Source organism: Antribacter gilvus (assembly GCF_003946865.1).
GTDB lineage: Bacteria > Actinomycetota > Actinomycetes > Actinomycetales > Cellulomonadaceae > Antribacter > Antribacter gilvus.
This window is the reverse complement of sequence record NZ_QXTH01000006.1, coordinates 236,280-257,927: the sequence shown is the minus strand read 5'-3', so window position 1 is coordinate 257,927 and position 21,648 is coordinate 236,280. Positions and strand designations below refer to the sequence as shown.

Annotated in this window: 17 protein-coding genes; 9 read left to right on the top strand and 8 right to left on the bottom strand. The window is 73.4% G+C overall.

All coding sequences use genetic code 11. From position 1 onward, the window contains the following. Positions 1-9 precede the first annotated feature (9 nt). Positions 10-2,625 (top strand): glycosyl hydrolase family 18 protein, encoded by a 2,616-nt coding sequence (locus D1350_RS12505; protein WP_125776322.1) that lies wholly within the window; start codon positions 10-12, stop codon positions 2,623-2,625. A gap of 113 nt (positions 2,626-2,738) precedes the next feature. Next, complete coding sequence (locus D1350_RS12500; RefSeq protein WP_125776320.1) at positions 2,739-4,685, top strand: glycosyl hydrolase family 18 protein; 1,947 nt, start codon at positions 2,739-2,741, stop codon at positions 4,683-4,685. Between the two features lie 88 nt (positions 4,686-4,773). Here the strand turns inward: D1350_RS12500 and D1350_RS12495 are convergent, their stop codons facing one another. After that, on the bottom strand, positions 4,774-6,243 hold the full coding sequence (locus tag D1350_RS12495; RefSeq protein WP_125776319.1) for an endo-1,4-beta-xylanase: 1,470 nt from the start codon (positions 6,241-6,243) through the stop codon (positions 4,774-4,776). Positions 6,244-6,485: 242 nt separating this feature from the next. Here D1350_RS12495 and D1350_RS12490 point away from each other — a divergent pair, with 242 nt between their 5' ends. Together D1350_RS12490 and D1350_RS12485 are read left to right on the top strand one after the other, a co-directional pair. After that, positions 6,486-7,067 carry an RNA polymerase sigma factor gene (locus D1350_RS12490; RefSeq protein ID WP_125776318.1) on the top strand — a complete coding sequence of 194 codons (582 nt, stop codon included), beginning with the start codon at positions 6,486-6,488 and terminating at the stop codon, positions 7,065-7,067. A gap of 94 nt (positions 7,068-7,161) precedes the next feature. Further along, a complete protein-coding gene (locus D1350_RS12485; protein WP_125776316.1) occupies positions 7,162-8,661 on the top strand; it encodes a hypothetical protein in 1,500 nt (499 codons plus the stop codon). A 65-nt stretch (positions 8,662-8,726) separates the two neighbouring features. Here D1350_RS12485 and D1350_RS12480 read toward each other — a convergent pair whose 3' ends face one another. Beyond that, positions 8,727-9,170, bottom strand: a complete 444-nt coding sequence (locus D1350_RS12480) for an OsmC family peroxiredoxin (protein WP_125776315.1) — start codon at positions 9,168-9,170, stop codon at positions 8,727-8,729. 231 nt (positions 9,171-9,401) lie between these two features. Between D1350_RS12480 and D1350_RS12475 the strand changes: the two genes are divergently transcribed. Both D1350_RS12475 and D1350_RS12470 read left to right on the top strand, forming a co-directional pair. After that, positions 9,402-12,410, top strand: coding sequence for an FAD-binding and (Fe-S)-binding domain-containing protein (locus D1350_RS12475; RefSeq protein WP_125776423.1), 3,009 nt, complete (start codon positions 9,402-9,404; stop codon positions 12,408-12,410). Positions 12,411-12,524: 114 nt separating this feature from the next. Beyond that, positions 12,525-13,853, top strand: coding sequence for a serine hydrolase domain-containing protein (locus tag D1350_RS12470; protein WP_125776313.1), 1,329 nt, complete (start codon positions 12,525-12,527; stop codon positions 13,851-13,853). Between the two features lie 12 nt (positions 13,854-13,865). Here D1350_RS12470 and D1350_RS12465 read toward each other — a convergent pair whose 3' ends face one another. Further along, positions 13,866-14,192: a cupin domain-containing protein gene (locus D1350_RS12465; RefSeq protein ID WP_125776311.1), complete on the bottom strand. Its 327-nt coding sequence runs from the start codon at positions 14,190-14,192 to the stop codon at positions 13,866-13,868. Positions 14,193-14,233: 41 nt separating this feature from the next. Continuing rightward, the gene (gene pdxR, locus D1350_RS12460; protein ID WP_125776310.1) at positions 14,234-15,748 is read right to left on the bottom strand and encodes a MocR-like pyridoxine biosynthesis transcription factor PdxR; all 1,515 of its coding nucleotides are present in this window, start codon (positions 15,746-15,748) and stop codon (positions 14,234-14,236) included. 89 nt (positions 15,749-15,837) lie between these two features. Here pdxR and D1350_RS12455 point away from each other — a divergent pair, with 89 nt between their 5' ends. Both D1350_RS12455 and D1350_RS12450 read left to right on the top strand, forming a co-directional pair. Continuing rightward, entirely contained in the window at positions 15,838-16,812 is a 975-nt protein-coding gene (locus D1350_RS12455; protein WP_125776308.1) for an aldo/keto reductase, read from the top strand. A 69-nt stretch (positions 16,813-16,881) separates the two neighbouring features. Continuing rightward, positions 16,882-17,496, top strand: a complete 615-nt coding sequence (locus tag D1350_RS12450; RefSeq protein WP_125776307.1) for a nitroreductase family protein — start codon at positions 16,882-16,884, stop codon at positions 17,494-17,496. Between the two features lie 3 nt (positions 17,497-17,499). Here the strand turns inward: D1350_RS12450 and D1350_RS12445 are convergent, their stop codons facing one another. The 3 genes from D1350_RS12445 to cofD all read right to left on the bottom strand — a co-directional run bounded on the left by D1350_RS12445 (position 17,500) and on the right by cofD (position 20,559). Further along, positions 17,500-18,651 carry an FAD-dependent monooxygenase gene (locus D1350_RS12445; RefSeq protein ID WP_125776306.1) on the bottom strand — a complete coding sequence of 384 codons (1,152 nt, stop codon included), beginning with the start codon at positions 18,649-18,651 and terminating at the stop codon, positions 17,500-17,502. A 229-nt stretch (positions 18,652-18,880) separates the two neighbouring features. Further along, a complete protein-coding gene (locus D1350_RS12440; RefSeq protein ID WP_240644068.1) occupies positions 18,881-19,633 on the bottom strand; it encodes a CofC family guanylyltransferase in 753 nt (250 codons plus the stop codon). After that, positions 19,630-20,559: a 2-phospho-L-lactate transferase gene (gene cofD / locus D1350_RS12435; RefSeq protein ID WP_125776305.1), complete on the bottom strand. Its 930-nt coding sequence runs from the start codon at positions 20,557-20,559 to the stop codon at positions 19,630-19,632. The genes D1350_RS12440 and cofD overlap by 4 nt, the downstream gene beginning before the upstream one ends. 30 nt (positions 20,560-20,589) lie before the next feature. Between cofD and D1350_RS12430 the strand changes: the two genes are divergently transcribed. Then, complete coding sequence (locus D1350_RS12430; protein ID WP_125776304.1) at positions 20,590-20,913, top strand: thiamine-binding protein; 324 nt, start codon at positions 20,590-20,592, stop codon at positions 20,911-20,913. 35 nt (positions 20,914-20,948) lie between these two features. On the opposite strand, the gene D1350_RS12425 is transcribed toward D1350_RS12430, so the two are convergent. Further along, positions 20,949-21,626 (bottom strand): LysE family translocator, encoded by a 678-nt coding sequence (locus D1350_RS12425; RefSeq protein WP_125776303.1) that lies wholly within the window; start codon positions 21,624-21,626, stop codon positions 20,949-20,951. Between the last annotated feature and the right edge of the window lie 22 nt (positions 21,627-21,648).

The window sequence follows — 21,648 nt, the reverse complement described above, 5'->3', positions numbered from 1 at the left end:
GGCAAGACCATGGGAGCTCTCCCTCACCGTCGGCGGCGCCTGACCGCACTGACGACGACGCTCGCGCTGGTCGGCGCGACCGTCGCCTCAGCGGCTGTCGGCACCTGGGCCGCATCCAGCGCAGCGGCCGCCGAGTGCGCGCCGGCGTGGTCGTCCACCGCGACGTACACCCAGAACAACCAGGCGTCCTACAGCGGTCAGAACTGGCGCGCCAAGTGGTGGACCCAGGGCGAGACCCCGGGTTCCCAGCAGTGGGGCGCCTGGGAGTCGCAGGGCGCGTGCGGTGGCACGACGCCGTCGCCGACCCCCACCCCGAGCGTCACGCCGAAGCCGACCCCCACGCCGACCCCCACCCCCACACCCACCCCGAGCGTCACGCCGACGCCGAAGCCGACCCCCACGCCGACGACCCCGCCCGCCGGGGGCAACCCCGACGAGGTGTGCCGCCCCGACGGCATGCAGCCCACGCCGGGTGTCAGCACGCCGTACTGCGACGTCTACGACGCCAACGGCCGGGAGATCCTGCCGAACGGCCTGGACCGCCGCGTCATCGGCTACTTCACGAGCTGGCGCACGGGCAAGAACGGCCAGCCCGCGTACCTGGCGAGCGACATCCCGTGGGACAGCCTCAGCCACATCAACTACGCGTTCGCGCACATCGGCCCGGACGACAAGATCTCGGTCAACGAGAGCGCCGCGGGCAACGCCGCCACCGACATGACCTGGCCGGGCGTCGCGGGCGCGGAGATGGACCCGAGCCTGCCGTACACGGGCCACTTCAACCTGCTCGCGAAGTACAAGGAGCAGAACCCCGGCGTGAAGGTCATCCCGGCAGTGGGTGGCTGGGCCGAGACCGGCGGCTACTTCGACGCGTCGGGCAAGCGCGTGGCGTCGGGCGGCTTCTACACGCTGACCGAGTCGCAGGCCCGCATGGACACGTTCGCGCGGTCGGCGGTCGATTTCGTCCGGGAGTACGGCTTCGACGGCATCGACATCGACTACGAGTACCCGACGTCGAACGCGCAGGCCGGCAACCCCGACGACTTCGCGATCTCCGACGCGCGCCGCGCCCAGCTCTTCGACGGCTACGTCGCCCTCATGAAGACCCTGCGGGAGCACCTCGACCGCGCCGGCGCCGAGGACGGCGAGTACTACCTGCTGACCACCGCGACGCCGTCGTCCGGCTGGCTGCTCCGCGGAATGGAGGTCTACCAGGTCACCGAGTACGTCGACTACGTCAACATGATGACCTACGACCTGCACGGCTCCTGGAACCAGTACGTGGGCGGCAACGGCGCCCTGTTCGACGACGGCAAGGACCCCGAGCTCGCCGCCGGTGGCACCTACACCGCGTACAAGGGCATCGGCTACCTCAACGGCGACTGGGCCGCGCACTACTTCCGCGGCGCCATGCAGGCGGGCCGGATCAACCTCGGCGTGCCGTTCTACACCCGCGGCTTCACGGGCGTGACCGGCGGGACCAACGGCATGGGCGGCACCGCGGTGCCCCCCGCGGGCTACACCTGCCCGGCCGGCACCAACGGCAAGTGCGGCCACGGCGCCGCTGGCATCGACAACCTGTGGTTCGACTCCGACCCCATGGGCAACGCCATCCCGGCCGGCGTGAACCCGATCTGGCACGCGCTCAACCTGCAGAAGGGCGTTGCGGGCGACTACACGGACGAGTACGGCGTGCCCTCGGCCCTCACCGGCACCTACACGCACCACACGGACCCCGTCACGAAGAACGAGTGGTGGTGGAACGCCTCCACGAAGACCTTCCTCTCGGGCGACAGCGCGTGGGCCATCGGCCAGAAGGCCGACTACGTGGCGAACGAGGGCCTGGGCGGCGTCATGATCTGGGAGCTCGCGGGCGACTACGAGCTCAACTCCGCCAAGGGCCAGTACGAGATGGGCTCCACGATGGTGGACCTCCTCCACTCGAAGCTCTCCGCCACGTCCGCGTACGGCGCCTCGAAGGCGGAGACCGCGGGCCCCACCCAGGCGCTCGACGTCGACCTCGACTACACCGAGTTCGCGCTCGGCGACAACAACTACCCGATCGCGCCCAAGGTCGTCTTCCGCAACAAGGGGACGACGACGATCCCGGCCGGCGCCAAGGTCACCTTCCAGTACTCCACCACCGACACCGGTGAGATGTCCGACTGGAGCGGCTACGGCACCACGACCACGCCCGGTCGTACCGGCCCCAACGTGGGCGGCCTCGGGGCGGACTTCCACACGGCGACGTTCACGGTCCCCACGGGCGGCATCCCCGCCGGCGGGTCCATCACGAACCAGCTCAAGTGGGCCCTGCCCGTCGCCCAGTTCTCCAACGTGGTGGTCACCATCGACGGCGTGAGGTACGCGACGACGTACGACAACCCGCGCGGCGTCACCGTCGTGGGCGTCCCGTCGACGCAGCCCTCGCCCTCCCCGTCGCCGTCCGCGCCGGGCGGTGGCACCGGGGGAGGCACCTGCACCGCTGCGGCCTGGAGCTCCACCTCCGTCTACACCGGCGGCCACCTCGTGAGCCACGGCGGCCGCACCTACAAGGCCCAGTGGTGGACGCAGGGCGACACGCCCGGCACCAACGCTGTCTGGACCGACCAGGGCGCCTGCTAGAAACCCACAGACGTCGCGCCCGCCGGGTGCCGCCCCTCCCGGCGGGCGCGACTGCACCGCCGAACCACCCCAGCACCACTCGACCCCACCTCCGCACAACGAAAGGGAACGACATGTACGAGACGTACGTGCCGCCGTCGGGCACCGACGGCCGGAAGACGGGGCGCACGCGCCCCTGGAAGGGTGTCGCCGCCGCGGTGGCGACCCTCGCCATGGCCGGCACGGCCGCGATCACGGGCATCGCCGCCTCGACCGCAGCCAACGCCGCCACCGACTCCACCGCTGCCGCCGTCCAGACGGGCGACTCGCAGATCAACGGCTTCCGCAACGTCGCGTACTTCGCCCAGTGGGGCGTGTACGGGCGCGGCTACACCGCCAAGGACATCAAGACGGCCGGCATCGCCGACGACCTGACCCACATCAACTACTCGTTCGGCAACATCCACCACCAGACGCTCGAGTGCTTCATCGCCAACAAGGCGCAGGGCACGGGCCCGAACGGGTCCGACGGCGCGGGCGACGCCTGGGCCGACTTCGGCATGGGCTACACCGCCGCGAACTCCGTCTCCGGCGTGGCCGACACCTGGGACCAGCCGCTCGCCGGCTCGTTCAACCAGCTCAAGCAGCTCAAGGCCGAGAACCCGAACCTCAGGGTCATGATCTCGCTCGGCGGCTGGACCTGGTCCAAGAACTTCTCGCTCGCGGCGGCCACCGCCGCGTCGCGCCAGAACTTCGTCGAGTCCTGCATCGACCTCTACATCAAGGGCAACCTGCCGGTGATCGACGGCCGCGGCGGCGCCGGCGCAGCCGCGGGCGTGTTCGACGGCATCGACATCGACTGGGAGTGGCCCGGCTCGCTCAACGGTGAGGTCGGCAACCACGTCGACGTGGCCAACGACCGCGCCAACTTCAAGCTGCTCCTCGAGGAGTTCCGCCGCCAGCTCGACGCGTACGGCGCCACGAACGGCAAGGACTACCTGCTCTCCGCGTTCCTCCCGGCCAACCCGGACGACGTCGCGGCCGGCGGCTGGAACGACCCGGCGATCTTCCGGTCGCTCGACTTCGGCAACGTCCAGGGCTACGACCTGCACGGCGCCTGGGACCCGGCGCTCACCGGCCACCAGGGCAACCTCTACGACGACCCGCGCGACACCCGTCCCGCGAACAAGCGGTTCAGCGTCGACAAGGCGATCAACGCCTACGTGAACAACGGCGTCGATCCCGCCCAGCTCGGCCTCGGCCTGGCGATGTACGGCCGCGGCTGGACCGGTGCGACGTCGTCGGCCGCGTGGGGTCCCGCGAGCGGCGCGGCGCCCGGCACGTGGGAGGCCGGCAACGAGGACTACGACCTGCTCAAGTCGCGCGGCACCGACTACTTCGACGCGGCGGTGGGCGCCGCCTGGCGCTACGACGGCACCCAGTGGTGGAGCTACGACAACGCCCGGTCCGTGCAGCAGAAGGCGGACTACGTCCGCTCGCGCGGCCTCGGCGGCGGCATGTGGTGGGAGCTCTCCGGCGACGAGTCCGGCGACCTCGTCAAGACGCTCATGGGCAAGCTCGGGACCGGCGCGCGCGGACCGGTGAACGGTGGCGGCGTGGTGAACCCGTCGCCGACGGCGTCGCCCACGGCCTCCCCGACGGCGTCCCCGACCGCCTCTCCGACGGCGTCCCCGACGCCGGGCACCTGCTCGGCCGCCGCGTGGAGCGCGTCGACGGTGTACACGGGCGGCAAGCTCGTGAGCCACAACGGCCGCACCTACAAGGCCCAGTGGTGGACCCAGGGCGAGACGCCCGGCACCGCCGCGGTCTGGCTGGACCAGGGCGCGTGCGCCGGCTCCACGCCGACGTCGTCGCCCACCGCTTCGCCGACGGCCTCGCCCACCGCGAGCCCGACGGCCCCGACCGGCTGCTCCGCCGCAGCCTGGGTCTCGACCACCGCCTACTCCGGCAGCGCCGTGGTGAGCTACGCCGGCCACACGTGGCGGGCGAAGTGGTGGACCCAGGGCGACACCCCCGGCGTCGGCCAGTGGGGCCCCTGGGAGGACCAGGGCGCCTGCTGACGCCCTGACCCGAGGTACGACGACGGCTGCCCGCACCTTCCGTACGGAAGGTGCGGGCAGCCGTCGTCCTCACCGGTTCAAGGTGTCGTCACACCCGGTTCCACTTCTGGTTGTTCCCGCCCGAGCAGGTGTACAGCTGGACGGCCGCGCCGTCGCTGCCGCTGTAGATGTCGAGGCAGACGCCGTACTGGGCGTTCCGGATCTCGCCGTTCGTGTTCTGGGTCCACTTCTGGTTGTTGCCACCGTTGCAGGTGTAGATCTGCACGCGGGTCCCGTTGCTGCCCGACGGCGCGTCGACGCACTTGCCCTTGACGGTCAGCGTCCCGTCGGAGCCGAACGTGAACCGCTGGTTGTCGGTCTGCCAGCAGGAGTAGGTCTGCAGCTGGGTGCCGTTGGCCGTGTTGCCGCCCGGCAGGTCCAGGCACTTGCTGTACTGGACGTTCTGGAGGCGCGTGACGGTGCCGGTGGTGGGCGGCGGGGTCGTCGTCGGCGGCGGGGTGGTGGTGGGCGGCGGCGTGGTGGAGCTGCCGGCGTTCAGCGCGTCGAGCGTGTACGTGTAGGCGACCTTCTTGTTGCCGCTGCCGTCGAACAGGAGCGGGGTGCCGCTGGCACGCCACGAGTCGGTGTCACGCACGCCCCACACGGTGATGCCGGTGCAGCGCGAGACGGCGAGGCAGGCCTGGACGATGCCGCGGTACTGCTCGCCCTGCGAGGTGCCGGAGCCCTCGATGTCGAGCTCGGTGACCTGGACGTCGACGCCCAGGGCCGCGAAGCTCGACAGCGTGGTGTGGTAGTTGCTCGGGACCGGGTTGCCGCTGTTGAAGTGGGCCTGGAAGCCGACGCAGTCGATGGGCACGCCGCGGGCCTTGAAGTCGCGGACCATGTTGTACACGGCCTGGGTCTTGGCGTGCGTCCAGTTGTCCGTGTTGTAGTCGTTGTAGCAGAGCTTGGCGTTCGGGTCGGCGGTGCGGGCGGCGCGGAACGCGGCCTCGATCCAGTCGTTGCCGGTGCGCTGCAGGTTGGAGTTGCGGCGGGCGCCGGACGAGCCGTCCTCGAACGCCTCGTTCACCACGTCCCAGGAGTGGATCTGGCCGCGGTAGTGCGTGGCGACCTGGGTGACGTGGTTGAGCATGGCGTTGCGCAGGGCGGTGCCCTCCATGTTCTGCATCCAGCCCGGCTGCTGCGAGTGCCAGGCCAGGGCGTGGCCACGGACCTGCTTGCCGTTGGTGCGAGCCCAGCTGACGATGCGGTCGCCGTTGGTGTAGGTGAACTGGTTCTGCGACGGCTCCGTCGCGTCCATCTTCATCTCGTTCTCGGCCGTGATCATGTTGAACTCGCGGTTCGCGATGGTCGTGTAGACCGAGTCGCTCAGCTTGTTCGCGGCGATGGCGGTGCCGAAGTAGCGGCCCTTCTCACCCGCGGCGGCCTGAAGCGTGCTGCCGGCGGCCTGCGCCGAGGTGACGGCCACGCCGCAGGTGAGAACCACCGCGGTCAGGGTGGCGAGCGAGACGGCTCGCAATGAGCGCCCGCGACCTCGCGGGTTCAGTGATCGGGTCATCGTCGATCCTTCGTTCTGGACGCGCCACCTTTGGCGCGTCGGGACATCGAAAAGGATTTCGATACGGCGTGTCGGGTGTCAAGGGGTTTCGCTAAACGTTTTCGAACGGTAATCGACCTTGAAACGTTTAGGTTTGCCCGACCGTCGAACGAGGTCGTTGGAGTCCTGTCCAGCCCTCGGCGAAGGTGCCGAGGGGTGCGGCGAAGGTGCAAGGAGTCTGTGGGCCGCGACACAGTGAGGGCATGGAGGGCCCCCGTAGACCCAGTACCCGCGACGACGCACCATCGAGCGGCGCCGGCGCGCGCCCGGAGGAGGACGCCTGGTTCGCGGCGCTCTTCGACGCGCACGCCACGACGCTGTACCGGTACTTCGTCCGCCGCCTGCCCGCAGCAGGCCGCACCGCCGACGCCGAGGACCTCTCCGCCGAGGTCCTGGCCGTCGCCTGGCGCCGCCGCGAGGACGTGCCCGACGGCGCCGAGCTCCCTTGGCTCTACCGCACCGCGGGCTTCCTGCTCGCCAACCACCGGCGCAAGCTTCGCGCCCTCCCGGTCGCCGTGGTGCCCGACGAACCGGACGACGCCGACCCCGAGACCCTCGCCATCGCCGACGACGCCGTGCGGCGTGTGCTCGGTCGGCTCGCGCCCCGGGACCGCCGGATCCTGCTCCTCGTCGCCTGGGACGGCCTGTCGGGCGACGAGCTCGCACAGGTGCTGGGCGTCTCGCGCGGAGGGGCCGACGCCGCCCTCTCCCGCGCCCGCGCACGGCTGCGCGAGCTCTGGGCCCAGGACGAGAACGAGGGCGCGGACCGGGTCTCGGCGCGCTGACCGGCCGCCCGCAAGGCGGCCCCCGGCCGCGACACAGAAGGGGTGTGGGCGCCCGGCAGGGGACGCACCACAGCTCGCGACACGGAGGACGACGATGGACAACAACGAGCGGGACACTTCTGAGGGAGCCGTGCCGGACGAGGCGTTCGAGCGTCTCGCGGCGGCCGACCCGGCGACCTCGGCGCCGGAGCCGGTCGCGGGCGTGCTCCGCGCCCGGATCGACGCCCTGGTGGGCGACGGTGCCGGCGGGTCGGAGGCAGCCGGGTCGGTGGCCGCCGGTGCGGGTACGGCCGCTGCGGCGCACGCCGTAGACGGCATCGACGGCACCACGGCCGACGGCGCCCCGGTGGACGAGCTGGCCGCGCGCCGTCGTCGGCGGTCCCGCTGGCTCGCCGTCGCCGCGGCAGGCGCGGTGGCGGTGGCCGGCGGTGGCGGCTACGTCGCCGGTGCGGGCACGGGGGGACCCGTCGTCGTCGCGAGCACTGCCGCGCCGGCGATCACGCTCGGGGACGTCACCCGTGGCAACGCCGAGGACTCCGCCGCGCAGGCGCCGGCGCCCATGAACGGCGCTGCCACTTCCAAGGAGCTGTACGCGGCCGACTCCACCTACCCCGCCGGGCTGTGGGGTCGCCTCGTGTTCCACGCGGGGCCCGGCCTGGCCGGGGACGCGGGTCAGGCGCCCGCCTACGGCCTCGACGCCGAGCAGGCGGCCACCGCCGAGGCGGCCGCCCGCGCTGCGGAGGTGCTCGGGATCTCCGGCGAGCCCCGCGAGGAGTGGGGCTGGGCCGTGGGACCGACGGACGGCAGCGGCCCCATGGTCACCGTCGGGGCGGACGGCGAGGCGAGCCTCCAGTACTGGGACCCCACCAAGGACCCGTGGTACTGCCCGGTTCCGGCCGACGGCGGCGGCACGTCCGGCTCGGAGGGCTCCAGCACCTCGGAGAGCCCCGACAGTGCGGCCGAGCCCGGCCTCCTGCCCGTCCCGGAGTGCCCGGATGGGGAAAGCACCCCGGAGGCCCCCGACACGGAGTCCGCCGTCTTGGCGTTCCGGGAGATCCTGCAGCGTCTGGGTGTCGACCTCACCCAGTTCGAGATCGAGACGGGTGGGACCTTCGAGGGCGACCCGTACCGCAACGTCACGGCGCACCACGTCGTGGACGGGAAGCGCTCGGGCCTCACCTGGAACGCCTCGGTGACGGGGGAGGGCCTCTCGGGCCTGTACGGGTTCCTCGCCCCCGTGGTGGAGCTGGGGGAGTACCCGGTGATCAGCGCGGCCGAGGCCGTCGAGCGCCTGGGCGACCCGCGGTTCGGGGCCTCCGGCGGGTTCACCCCGATGGACGACCTCGTGCGGCAGGAGCAGAGCGACTCCATGGCCGCGCCGGAGCCCACCGTCCCGCCGGCCCCGACGCCGGGTGACGCCATCGGCTGGCCGGTCACGGACGTCACGATCACGTCCGCCCGGCTCGGCCTCGCCCGGCACTCCGAGGTGGACGGGACCACGCTCCTCCTGCCCTCGTACGAGCTGCGGGATGCGGAGGGCAGCACCTGGTCGGTGGTCGCCGTCGCGGACGAGGCCCTGGACTTCGCTCCGTAAGCGCACCGGCACACGACGACGGGGTCACCTCCCAGCGGGAGGTGACCCCGTCGTCGTGCGGTCGCTCAGGACTCGAAGGTGACGTCCAGCGTGATCTCCGGGACGGAAGCGAGCGCCTTCGAGACGGGGCAGCCGGCCTTGGCCTTCTCGGCGGCCTCCTGGTAGCCGGCGGCGTCGATGCCCTCGGCCTCGCCGCGCAACGTCAGCGCGATCGAGGCGATCTGGAAGCCGCCGGCCGGGTCGGGGCCGAAGGTGACGTCGGCAGTGATCTCGTGGGAGATCGGCGTGGCGCCGGCGCCTGCCAGCTCGCCCGAGAACGCCATGGCGAAGCAGGACGAGTGGGCTGCGGCGATGAGCTCCTCAGGGCTGGTGACGCCGTTGGCGTCGTCGCCGGACCGGCGCGGCCAGGACACGTCGAACGTGCCGGTGCCGGAGCTGGTGAGCTCCACCTGACCCGACCCCTCCGGGAGGGTTCCGTTCCAGGCGGTGCGGGCTGTGCGGACGACCATGATGGCTCCTCGACGAATGCTCAGGGGGCGTCGCGGTGACGACCCCGCGGACGCCACCGACGCTACCGGAGGCGGACCCCGCACGACACACGGGCATGGCTGACGGTCATGGCGGATGTGCGGACGGGCCGGGCGTGCGACCAGGCATGGTGCGAGAATCGCGTCGTGCCTTCCCAGACCTACGACGCCATGAAGCGCCCCGCCGAGGCCGAGGGGACCGCCGTCGGGACCATGGAACCGGCGCGCGAGGCCGCTGAGGCCGAGGCGCGCCGCGCGGCCGACGCCGCGCGGGAGGCGGTCGCCCAGGCGCTCCGGACCGTGGTGGGCTGCGGCGTGGACACGTCGACCCGCCGGCGGGCCGAGTACTCGACCGACGCGTCGAACTACCGGGTGGTCCCCGAGGCGGTCGTGTTCCCCGAGTCGGTGGACCACGTCGTCGCGGCGCTCGAGGTCCTGCGCGAGCTCAAGGTGCCGGTGACCGCCCGGGGAGCCGGCACGTCGGTGGCCGGGAACGCCGTCGGCCCGGGGGTGGTGCTCGACTTCTCCCGCAGTCTCGGTTCCGTCCTCGCGGTCGACCCGGAGGCGCGGACGGCTCGCGTCCAGCCCGGCACGGTCATGTCGACCCTGCAGAAGGAGGCGGCGCCGCACGGGCTGCGCTTCGGCCCCGACCCGTCGACGCAGAACCGCGCCACCCTCGGCGGCATGATCGGCAACAACGCGTGCGGCCCGCACGCCGTGGCCTACGGGCGCACCGCCGACAACGTGGTGTCGCTCGACGTGGTGGACGGGCGAGGACGGCGCTTCACCGCCGGCGCGGGCGACCCGACGTTCGCCGCGGTCCCCGGCCTCGCCGAGCTCGTGCGCGACAACCTCGCGCTGATCCGGACGGAGTTCGGGCGGTTCGGCCGGCAGGTGTCGGGCTACTCGCTGGAGCACCTGCTGCCGGAGAACGGGTCCGACCTCGCCAAGGCGCTCGTGGGCACCGAGGGCACCGTCGTCACGGTGCTGGAGGCCACGCTCCGGCTCGTCCCGACCCCGGGCGCGCCCACGCTCGTGGTCCTCGGTTACCCCGACATGGCCACGGCGGCCGACGACGTCCCGGCGCTCCTCGAGCACCAGCCCCTCGCCATCGAGGGCCTGGACGCGCGTCTGGTCGACGTGGTGCGCCGCGCCCACGGCGCCGGCTCGGTGCCCCCGCTGCCCCAGGGCGGCGGCTGGCTCATGATCGAGGTGGGCGGCGAGACGCAGGCCGAGGCCCTCGCCCGGGCCGGCGCCATCGTCGCGGCGGCGTCGACCTCCGCGTCGGACGTGCTCCCCGCTGGTCCGAACGCCACCAAGATGTGGAAGATCCGGGCCGACGGCGCCGGGCTCGCCGGCCGTACACCCTCCGGCGAGCAGGCGTGGCCGGGCTGGGAGGACTCCGCCGTGCCGCCCGAGAGGCTGGGCGACTACCTGCGCGACCTCGACACCCTCATGGCGCGCTACGGCGTGGACGGCCTGCCGTACGGGCACTTCGGCGACGGGTGCGTGCACCTCCGGATCGACATCCCGCTGGAGACGTCGGGCTCCGTGCTGCGCACGTTCATGACCGAGGCGGCCGAGCTGGTCGCCAAGTACGGCGGGTCGCTGTCGGGCGAGCACGGTGACGGGCGAGCCCGGTCCGAGCTCCTGCCGCTCATCTACTCGCCGGCCGCGATCCGACTCCTGGAGCAGTTCAAGGCGCTGTTCGACCCGGAGGACCTGCTGAACCCCGGCGTCGTCGTGCACCCGCGGGCCGTGGACGAGGACCTGCGACGGCCCGCCGCCCACACCGTGCGGTCGCGGCTGCCGATCGTGTCGACGGGTCCCGTCCCCGGCGGCGCCCGGGAGGGGAAGCTGCACGGGGTCGCGAAGCGCGCCGGGTACGCGGGCTTCTCGTTCCGGCACGACCACCACGACCTCACCACCGCAGCGCACCGCTGCGTGGGCGTCGGCAAGTGCCGGTCCGTGGAGCCGGGGCAGTTCATGTGTCCCTCGTACGCCGCGACCCGGGACGAGAAGGACGTCACCCGGGGCCGGGCGCGCGTGCTCCAGGAGGCGCTGAACGGTACCCTCGTGGGCGGCCTGAGCGCGCCGGAGCTGCGCGAGTCGCTCGACCTGTGCCTGTCGTGCAAGGCGTGCTCGTCCGACTGCCCGGCCGGCGTGGACATGGCGCAGTACAAGTCCGAGGTGCTGCACCGCACCTACAAGGGTCGCCTGCGGCCCGTGGACCACTACGCGCTGGGCTGGTTGCCGCGGTGGGCCCGACTCGCGGGCGGGATGCCGCGGTTCCTCAACAAGGTTCTCGGTGTTCCCGTGATCGCCAAGGCGGTGCTGTGGGCGGGCGGCATGGACACGCGCCGGTCCGTGCCCAAGTTCGCCGACGTGCCGTTCCGGACCTGGTGGAAGCGTGGCGGGGCCACCCACGGCGTGCCCGGGCTCCGCATCCTCGGCACGCCCGGCCGCGCCGCGCACAACGATGCCGAGCTGGCTCGCCGCCCCAAGGTGGTGCTGTGGACGGACTCGTTCAGCGACTCCCTCGCGCCGTCCGTGCCGCAGGCCGCGGTGAACGTCCTGACCGCCGCCGGGTACGACGTGATCGTGCCCGACGAGAGCGCCTGCTGCGGCCTCACGTGGATCTCCACGGGCCAGCTCGACGGGGCCCGCCGTCGGCTCGAAGGGCTCCTGTCCGTGCTGGGCCCGTATGCCGTGAACGGCATCCCGATCCTGGGGCTGGAGCCGTCCTGCACCGCGGTGCTGCGGTCCGACCTGGTGGACCTGTTCCCCGAGGACCCGCGCGCGCTGGCCGTGCGCGACGCGGCGGTCACGCTCGCCGAGCTCCTGACCCGGCCCGAGACGGCGCCCTCGGCGGAGTCCGGCTGGACCATGCCGGACCTCTCTGACGTCACCGCCGTGGTCCAGCCCCACTGCCACCAGTACTCCGTCATGGGCTACGGGGCGGACCGGGCGCTGCTGGAGTCGGCAGGGGCCACGATCAAGGTCCTCTCCGGCTGCTGCGGGCTCGCCGGGAACTTCGGCATGCAGAAGGGCCACTACGAGGTGTCGGTCGCCGTCGCGGAGGCGGCGCTGCTCCCCGCCCTGCGTGAGGCGGCGCCGGGCGACGTCTTCCTCGCCGACGGCTTCTCCTGCCGCACCCAGGCCGACCAGCTCGCCGGGGTGCAGGGCAAGGCCCTGGTCGAGCTGCTGGCGGAGCGGCTGTAGCGGGCGTCTCCCACTCCAGGACGACCTGACCAGCAGGAACTCCTCCTTCCGGCTGATCCGGGCGGTCCTCGTGGCCGTCAGGATGGAGCCACGTCGAGACGAAGGAGGATCCCCATGGATCGCACGGCCCGTCGTACGAGGATCGCCGTGGCAGCGGCAGCGGCAGCGGTCGTGGCCATGGCCCTGCCGCTCGCGGTCGCCGGCGCCGCACACGCGCAGACCGCCCCGCCGCCCGTGACCCCGCCGGCCGACGACGCGAGCAGCATCGCGGCGCTCGTGGCCGACGCCGCCCAGCAGGCCTCGGCGCAGGCCGCGGCGCAGCAAGCCGGCCCGCGGCTCCGCGCGCAGGGCGGCGAGCCCGGCCCGGACGGCTCGGTCTACCGCGGGCTTGACCAGGCCCTGGACGCCCTTGTGGCCGACGGCGCCGTGGCGGTCACCGCGCGCGTCGAGACGCCCGCAGGTAGCTGGGCCGGCGCGGCCGGGACCCGCGAGCGTGACGGCCGGTCGCCCGCCCGCACGCAGGACCGCTTCCGCGTGGGCAGCATCACCAAGCCCATGATCGCGACCCTGGTGATGCAGGAGGTCGAGAAGGGGACATGGTCCCTCGACACCGCGGTGGCGGACGTGCTGCCCGGCGTCCTGCCGCCTGGGGTGACGATCGAGCAGCTGCTGAGCCACCGGTCGGGGGCCCCGACTGGGACGGACTGGCTGGTCGCCCTGCGGATGACCGACCCGAACTCGGTGGACGAGTACTTCGAGGTCGTGGGGCAGGAGTTCACGGAGGCGGACCACGTCGTGGTGCTCCGTACGGCACCGTGGGTGCTCGAGCCCGGGACCGGGTACTCCTACTCCAACGCCGGCTACGTGGTGCTGGGTCTCATGCTGGAGCGGGTCACCGGCGAGGACGTCGACGACCTGCTCGAGGACCGGGTCTTCGCACCCGCGCGGATGCGGCACAGCGACCTCGCCGAGCGGCCTGGTACCCGTGGCCCGTTCCTCGAGGAGTACGCGTTCACGGGTTCCGAGGGGGCCGGCTGGTACTCGCTGGAGCACTTCCACCCGAGCCTCTTCCGCTCCGCCGGTGCGGTCACGAGCACCACGGGGGACCTCGCGGACTTCACCACGGCGCTCGTGACGGGCAGCCTCGTCTCCGAGGAGACCACGGCCGGCATGCTGGCCCCGCGGACCGTCGACGACTACCCGAACCCGGACTACGGGCTGGGTGTCTACCGGGTCCCGGACCCGTGCGTCCCGGGCGAGTTCCTCTACGGGCACGACGGCGCCACGTACGGCACCTTGGCCGTCGCCCTGACGTCGGCGGACGGTGCGCGCACGATCACGCTCGGCGTCACCGGGCGGGACGTCGCCTTCCCGTTCTGGTCCGACGAGCCGCTCTACGACCTGAACACCGTTCTGGTACCGATGCTGGTGGCGACCTGCTGAGCCCCTCGCGGGCTACTCCAGCCACTCCGTGACGAAACGGTCGTTCGCGTGGATGTGGATCGCCTCGTAGACGTCGTCCGTCAGGGTGCGGAACATGTGGGGAACCAGCGCCGGCACGACGAGGATCTGGCCTCCGACAGCCTCGATCTTCTTGTCGCCCACAGTGAACAGGGCCGAACCCGACCGGATCACGAACGTCTCCGAGTAGGGGTGCCGGTGCAGTCGTGGGCCGACACCCGCCCGCTCCACCCGTTCGAGGATGAGGGACACGTCCGAGCCGAACTGATATCCCTCGAAGTCGCCGCCGAGCGCCGCCTGGTCGATCGTCTGAAGAGTCATGCCTCCAGGGTGCCCGCTCCCGACTCGCCTGGCTGCCCCGGTCAGCGCGCCGCGCGGACCGCCTCTCCCAGGCGGCGCACCGCCTCCTCCAGGCGGGCGTCCGCGAGGTTGCCGTAGCCGAGCACCAGCACCGTCGAACGCGTGGCGGGGGCTGCCTGGTAGCGGCGCAGGTCGGCCACCGCCACGCCACGGGCGGCCGCCTCACGCACCACGTCGGCCGCGTCGGCGCTGCCCGGTCCGGCGCCCGGTCCGGCGCCCAGGTCCACCACCGCGTGCAGCCCGGCGGAGATCCCGCCGACCCGGGCGCCGGGCAGCTCCTGCGCCAGCGCCGCGACCAGCGCGCTCCGCCGCCGCCCGTACCGCGTCCGGGCAGCGCGCAGGTGCCGCCCGTACGCGCCGCCCGACACCAGCCGCGCGAAGGCGAGCTGGTCCAGGGTGGAGGGGGCCGGCGTCGGGCCGCTCGCTGCGGCGACCGCCGCCCGCCACCGGGCCGGGACCACAGCCCAGCCGAGGCGGAACGCGGGAGAGAGCGTCTTGCTGACCGACCCCAGGAGAAGAACTCGGTCGGGGTCCAGGCCCTGCAGGGCAGCGACGGGTCGGCGGTCGTAGCGGAACTCGGCGTCGTAGTCGTCCTCGACCACGAGCCCGTCCACGTCGCGGGCCCAGGCGAGGAGGGCGGCGCGACGCTCGTCGGACAGGGCGGCCCCGGTCGGGAACTGGTGCGCGGGCGTGACGAGGGCGGCGCGCGCCCCGGTGCGGGCCGCGGCGTCGACGAGTGCGCCGACGTCGAGCCCGTCGTCGTCCACGGGGACGGGGACGGGAGTGAGGCCGTGCGCGGCGGCGACGTCGCGCAGCGGGGCCCAGCTCGGGTCCTCGACGAGGAGGTGCGTATGGCCGGCGCGGGCGAGCGCCGCGGCGACCCGGCCCATCCCGTCGGCGGCGCCGCGCGTGAGGACGACGGCGTCCTCCGGCCCGCCGGCCATCCGTGCCCGGCGCAGGTGCCCCGCCACCGCGGCCCGCGCCCGCGGGTGGCCGCTCCACGGCTGGGCGGCGAGGTCGTCGTTGCTCGCCTCCGCGAGCGCCTCCCGCGCCGCCCGGAGCCACGCCTCGCGGGGCACGTGGCGCAGGTCGGGCACGCCGGGGGCGAGGTCGTACGGCGCGCGCGCCGGGGCGCCTTCGAGCGGGGTGCCCGACGCCGGTCGCTCGGCTCTCGCGGTCGCCTTCCGCCTCGATGCGCTCGCCCCGGGCGGCGGGGCTGCCGCTACCGGCGTCGGGCCTGTGACGGCGCTCGCGGCGACCCGGGTCGCGGAGCCGACACGGGCCTCGAGGAAGCCCTTGCCGACGAGGTGGCCGTAGGCCTCGGTGACGACCCACCGGGAGATGCCGAGGGCGTCGGCGAGGGCTCGGCTCGGCGGGAGGGCGGTCCCGGGCGCGAGACGCCCGGAGGCGACGGCGTCGATGATGCCGCGCTCGAGCCTGTTCCGGAGGGTGCCCGGGCCCGCGGCGAGGGCGAGCAGCACGTCGTCCTCGGCGGGATTGGTCTGGTTCCTGCTCATGGCATTGGACCGTACTACCGGACCGATCCGTCCCTAGCGTGGAGGAGTCGCGCGGGGCAGGCCCGCACGACGTGCGAAGGAGATCACCGATGCAGTTCCGCACGCTGGACAACGGGCACACGTCGTTCGAGGTGTCGACGCTGTGCCTCGGCACGATGAACATGGGGACGACCACCGACGAGGAGACGTCGATCGCGATCCTGGACCGGTTCTTCGAGGCGGGTGGCACGTTCCTCGACACGGCGAACAACTACGCCGTCTGGAACGGCGGGTACGGGCGTGACTCGGAGGACGTCGTCGGCCGCTGGCTGGCGTCACGGGGCAACCGGGACGCCGTACGCGTCGCCACCAAGCTGGGGGCGGCGAAGAAGGACCCGGCGTTGCCGTTCTCGCCCGCCAACTTCCAGGGGCTGTCGGCCGAGGTGATCGGGCGGGAGGCGCACGAGAGCCTGCGCCACCTGGGGATCGACCGCATCGACGTGCTCTACGGGCACGTGGACGACCGGGAGACGCCGCTCGAAGAGACGGTCGGTGCGTTCGGCAAGCTGGTCGACGAGGGTGTGGTCGGCATCCCCGGCATCTCCAACGTGGCCGCGTGGCGGGTCGTGGAGGCGCGGGAGGAGCAGGCCCGGCTCGGGGTGGCGCCGTACGGGGTGGTGCAGCAGGCCCACAGCTACGTCTACCCGCGGCCCCTGCCCGTGCGGACCGACTGGGCCACGTCCGAGCTCCTCGACTACGCGGCTTCCACGGGCGTGGACGGCAGGCCGGGCCTCGCCGTCGCGGCGTACTCGCCGCTGCAGCAGGGGGTCTACGCGCGCGACGACAGGTTGCTGGCCCGCGGCTCCGACCACCCGAGCTCCCGGGAGCGTGTGACGTTGCTGCGCCAGGTGGCTGCGGAGATCGGGGCGACGCCGAACCAGGTGGCGCTGGCCTGGCTCCTCGGCGGCGAGCACCCGGTGATCCCCGTGGTGGGGGCGAGCACGGTGGCGCAGGTCGACGAGATCCTCGGCGCGGCGGACCTGGTGCTGGACGAGGAGGCGCGGGCGCGGCTCGACGCGGCGTGAGCCGGGGGTGGGGCCGGGCGCGGCCGGGCCGGGCGCGGCGGGGCCGGCGCGCGGGGCAGGATGGGGCGCATGGAGTTCCAGGACGTGGTGCGCAAGCGCCGGATGCATCGCCGCTTCACCGCCGAGCCCGTGCCCGCCGAGGCGGTCGACCGGATGGTCCGCAACGCGGTCCGCGCGCCGAGCGCCGGCTTCTCGCAAGGCTGGGCGTTCGTCGTCCTCGACCGGCCGGAGGACACGGACCGCTTCTGGCGGGCGGCGTCTCCGGCGTCGGGGCGGGACATGTCGTCCTGGCTCGCCGGGATGACGACGGCGCCCGTCCTCATCCTGGCGCTCGCGTCCAAGGCCGCGTACCTCCGGCGCTACGCCGAACGGGACAAGGGCTGGACCGACCAGGACGAGGGCCGCTGGCCGGTGCCCTTCTGGCACGTCGACGTGGGGATGGCCTCGTTGTTGATCCTGCAGACGGCGGTGGACGAAGGGCTCGGCGCCTGCTTCTTCGGGGTGTCCCCGGACGAGGTCCCGGCGGTCCGCACCGAGCTCGGCATCCCGGACGAGTTCGAGATCACGGGGGTGGTCGCCGTCGGGCACCCGGCTGACGGTGGGGCGGCGGGCTCTCCCGCCCGCCGCACCCGCCGCCCGCTCGACGAGGTGGTGCACCGCGGCGGCTGGACCTCGCGCGGCTGAGCCTCAGGGCTCCTGGACCACCAGCGCGGCGACCCGGCGCATGGTGCCCGGGATGTCAGCGTCCCGGTCTCCGGCCATCAGCCACCGGCAGATCTGCGTCGAGGCCTCGACCACCGTCGTCGCCCGGGGGACCCGGCGTGCGTGGAACGCGTCCCACAGGGCGTCGCCGACCGCGTCGTGGGCGAGCAGCACCTCCGCGAGGACCAGTGCGTCCTCGACGGCCTGGGCAGCGCCCTGGGCCACCGTGGGCGGGCACGAGTGGGCGGCGTCGCCGATGATCACCGTGCGCCCTCGGTTCCACGGCCCGGCGACCAGGTGGCTCGTGAACCAGGCGTAGCTCACGGACTCCACGGCGCCGGACCCGAGCTGGGTCCGGATGTCGTCCCACGGTCCGCCGTAGCCCTGCGAGAGGCCTGCCATCAGCGCGGCGGCCTCGGCCGGCGTGGCGTCGAAGTGGTCGGCGGCGTCGTGCACCAGGTAGGCGTACATCGTGTCCGGGCCGGTGGGGCAGTAGCCCGCGATGTAGCACCGCCCGCCGAAGACCAGCTCCGTGTGGTCCACGGACGCCGGTCGCTTCACGAACGCCCGGAAGATTCCCATGCCGACCGGCTCGGGAGCCGTCTCGATGCCGATCAGGCCGCGAACGGCGGAGCGCACGCCGTCGGCGCCGACGAGCACGTCGTGGGTGGCGGTGGCGGTGCTGTCTGGGCTGTCCACGAGGGTCACCGTGACGCAGTCGGTGCCCTCCTCGAGCGCCGTCACCGTCCGGGAGAAGTGCACCCGCACCCCGAGCTGCTGCGCGCGGGAGAGCATGATCCGGGCGAGGTCGGGCCGGTACATGCCGGCGGTGGCGGGATAGTCGGGGCCACCGGTCCGGCTGTCCGGGAACGTCGCGATCACCGGGGCCTCCGGGCCGGGCGCGCGCAGGCCGAGCAGGTCGAACGAGAAGGAGCGATCCTGCACCTCGCCCCAGATCCCGAGGCGGTCGAGCGCGCGCAGCAGGTTGCCCTGCAGCGTGATGCCGGACCCGAGCGCGTCGAGCGTCGGCCGCGCCTCGTAGACGTCGACCTCCACGCCGGCCTCGGCGAGCAGGATGGCGGTCGCGAGCCCGGCGGTACCCGCCCCGGCGATCCCGACCTTGCGAACTGCGGTCATGACGTGCCCCTTTCACGCGGACGTGGCGTGGGCAAACTACACGAAAGGTGCGACTCGACGCGGCGGTGGGCACTGTTGCCGCCAGCGATGTCACTACCGGTCGACAGTGTGTACGGAGAGTGACATCGCTGGTGCACCAACAGTCCTGCGGCGGGCGGCGGGCGGCGGGCGGCGGGCGGCGGGCGGCGGGCGGCGGGCGGCGGGCGGCGGCCGAGGCGCCGCCCTTGCGTCAGGGCGTCGCGCCGAGGCGCGGAACATCCTGCCCGACGGCGGCGCGCACCGAGCCCGGGAGCTCGTCCCAGTCGTCGGTCGTGTCCAGGTCGACCGCCGTGCCCGGACGGCTGACCGTGACGCGGCGCAGCCCGAGCCGTTCCGCCTCGGCCTCGTGCGCGGCCCGGCTGCCGAGCCCGAACCGGAAGCGGAAGCCTGCCGAGCCTGGGACAGCCAGCAGGTTGGTACCCGTGCCGAGCCGGTCCGTCGCCACCACGACGTCCGCGTCCTCCGCGAGCAGGGACTCGACGTCGTCCACCGTGAGCGCGGGCAGGTCGGCATGGGCGACGAGCAGCCGAGCCCCGCCACGAGCCGCCCCCCGCACGCCCGCCCCCCGCACGTCCGCCCCCCGCACGTCCACCCCGCGGACGTCCACCCCGCGGACGTCCACCCCGCGGACGTGATCCCGCGCGACGTCGAGGGCAGCATTCAGTCCCGGCCGGTCGGCGGGCTGGGCAAGGATCTCCACGCCGCCGATCCCGACGCCGACCCCCGCGAGGGTCGAACGGGCGAACCCAGGGTCCGCCGTCACCACCACGACCTGGTCGACAGCCCTGACCGCGACCAGCGTCGACACCACGTGCCGCGCCAGGACGGCCACCAGCCGCGTCCGGGACGCCGGGTCCAGCACCGACGCGAGCCGTGACTTGCCCGAGACGCCGTCGCGCAGCGGCACCACCGCGACGACCGGGCCGTCGGCAGGCAGGCTCACGCGAGGGCCAGGAGCTCGCGTGCCAGGCGCTCGCGGCCCGGCGGGCCGCCCATGACGGTGCGGGTCACCAGCACGTCGAACCCGAGCTCCTCGATCGGGCCGGCGAGCGCCGCGTCCGCCTCGTCGATGCACATCACGTCGACGAGGCCGGTGTAGAGGCGGGCGACGCCCAGGGCCGACACCTCGTGGCCCAGCGTCTCGAGGATCTGCGCGGCCGGGCCCTTGATGGCCTGACCGCCGACGATCGGGCTCACCCCGACCCGGCGTGCGTGCGTCGCAACGAGCGCCTCCCGGACACCGGGAACGGCGAGCTGGGGGTGGATCGAGAGGAAAGGGTTGGAGGGCGCGAGCACCACGAGCCCGGCGTCCGTCAGGGCGGGCAGCACGCCGGGGGCGGGGCGGGCGTCGTCGGCCCCGTCGAAGGTGAGGCCCAGGACGGCGTCGGCGTGCTGCCTGCCCACGAAGTACTCCTGGAAGCCGAGCCGGCCGGAGGGCGTGTCCACCAGGGTCACGAGCGGGTCGTCCGTGACGGGAAGCACCCGGGGGCGGACGCCGAGCGAGGCGGCGATCCCGGCGGTCACCGAAGACAGGGGCTCGCCGCGCCGCAGCCGTGCCGTCCGCACGACGTGCGTGGCGAGGTCACGGTCGCCGAGCGTGAACCACGTGTCCTCGCCCAGGCGTGACATCGCCTCGAGAGTGGCGTAGGTCTCCCCCCGGAGCCCCCAGCCGCGCTCCTCGTCGTTCAGCCCCGCGAGGGTGTAGACGACGGTGTCGATGTCGGGGGAGATGGCGAGGCCGTGCAGCTCGGTGTCGTCGCCGACGTTCACGACCACCGTGAGGTCGTCGTCGCTGTCGAGCGCGAGGTCGAGGCCGTGGGCCAGGCGGGCGCCACCGACGCCGCCGGCGAGGAGGGTCACTCGTGTCACGTCATGAGCCTACGTGCCACGATGGGTGCCATGGCCGTCTTCGCTTTCTCCGTCGCCCCCATGACCGCCGGCGAGTCCGTCGCCGAGCACGTCGCCGAGGCTGTCCGTATCGTCCGGGAGTCGGGCCTCCCGAACCGGACCACCTCGATGTTCACCGAGATCGAGGGCTCCTGGGACGAGGTGATGCCGGTGATCCAGCGCGCCACCGAGACCATCGTCCGCGCGGGCTACCGCACGTCCCTCGTGATCAAGGCCGACATCCGGCCTGACGACCGCACCGGCGAGCTCGACGGCAAGGTCGCGCGGGTCGAGGAGCGGCTCGCCGACGACGAGTCGGAGACGGGCCACAGCTGACAGTGCCTGCTGACCCGGCCATCGACCCGGCCGGCTCACCGCACGAGCATCACGACCGCCAGCGCCACCATCAACGCTGACGACACGAGCGCCGTCGTCAGCCGGCCGCGCGGCCCGGACAGCACCGTGCCCAGCAGGGTCCCGCCCAGGGCGAGCGCCAGCTGCCACGACGCCGAGGCGACCCAGGCGGCGACGCCGAACACCGTCGCCCCGAGCAGCCCGAGCCCGGGTGCGTCGCCGGCCGGGGGCGACCCACCGGCGTCGGGCAGGAGCGCGCCCCCGGCCACCACCACTGCGAAGAACAGGACCGTCGCGGGGTTGACGGCGGTGATGGCGACGAACCGCCCGAACGCGCGCGGCGCGGTGAGGTCGCGCGGTGGCGCCGTGCGCGGAGAGCGAACGGAGCCGCGGTCCCGCCAGGCGCGGACGGCCCCGGCCGCACCGTGGACCGCGAGGCCCACCAGCAGCACCGCCGACGCGACCCGCAGGGGTACGGCCACCGGCTCCACGAGCCGCGTGACAGCCGCCCCGAACAGGCCGGCGAGGAGCGCGTAGCCGCCGTCGACGGTCGCGATGCCGAGGGCGCCCGCAGCACCCACGCGCCAGGGATGCCGCGCCGCGACGGCGACGAGATACGTCGCGACGGCCCCCACCGGCAGGGCGACCGCATAGCCGGCCACGATGCCCGCCCATAGGGCGGGCCCGGCGTCCATCAGCGTCCGGCGGGGCCGGATC

Bases quoted from the DNA above. Each gene is read 5' to 3' on its own strand.
- D1350_RS12450 (WP_125776307.1), top strand. From the start codon at position 16,882: ATGGAGTTCCAGGACGTGGTGCGCAAGCGCCGGATGCATCGCCGCTTC.
- D1350_RS12475 (WP_125776423.1), top strand. From the start codon at position 9,402: ATGGAACCGGCGCGCGAGGCCGCTGAGGCCGAGGCGCGCCGCGCGGCC.
- D1350_RS12470 (WP_125776313.1), top strand. From the start codon at position 12,525: ATGGATCGCACGGCCCGTCGTACGAGGATCGCCGTGGCAGCGGCAGCG.
- D1350_RS12485 (WP_125776316.1), top strand. From the start codon at position 7,162: ATGGACAACAACGAGCGGGACACTTCTGAGGGAGCCGTGCCGGACGAG.
- D1350_RS12425 (WP_125776303.1), bottom strand. From the start codon at position 21,626: ATGGACGCCGGGCCCGCCCTATGGGCGGGCATCGTGGCCGGCTATGCG.
- D1350_RS12465 (WP_125776311.1), bottom strand. From the start codon at position 14,192: ATGACTCTTCAGACGATCGACCAGGCGGCGCTCGGCGGCGACTTCGAG.
- D1350_RS12430 (WP_125776304.1), top strand. From the start codon at position 20,590: ATGGCCGTCTTCGCTTTCTCCGTCGCCCCCATGACCGCCGGCGAGTCC.
- D1350_RS12500 (WP_125776320.1), top strand. From the start codon at position 2,739: ATGTACGAGACGTACGTGCCGCCGTCGGGCACCGACGGCCGGAAGACG.
- D1350_RS12455 (WP_125776308.1), top strand. From the start codon at position 15,838: ATGCAGTTCCGCACGCTGGACAACGGGCACACGTCGTTCGAGGTGTCG.
- D1350_RS12490 (WP_125776318.1), top strand. From the start codon at position 6,486: ATGGAGGGCCCCCGTAGACCCAGTACCCGCGACGACGCACCATCGAGC.
- D1350_RS12480 (WP_125776315.1), bottom strand. From the start codon at position 9,170: ATGGTCGTCCGCACAGCCCGCACCGCCTGGAACGGAACCCTCCCGGAG.
- D1350_RS12505 (WP_125776322.1), top strand. From the start codon at position 10: ATGGGAGCTCTCCCTCACCGTCGGCGGCGCCTGACCGCACTGACGACG.
- D1350_RS12495 (WP_125776319.1), bottom strand. From the start codon at position 6,243: ATGACCCGATCACTGAACCCGCGAGGTCGCGGGCGCTCATTGCGAGCC.
- D1350_RS12445 (WP_125776306.1), bottom strand. From the start codon at position 18,651: ATGACCGCAGTTCGCAAGGTCGGGATCGCCGGGGCGGGTACCGCCGGG.
- pdxR (WP_125776310.1), bottom strand. From the start codon at position 15,748: ATGAGCAGGAACCAGACCAATCCCGCCGAGGACGACGTGCTGCTCGCC.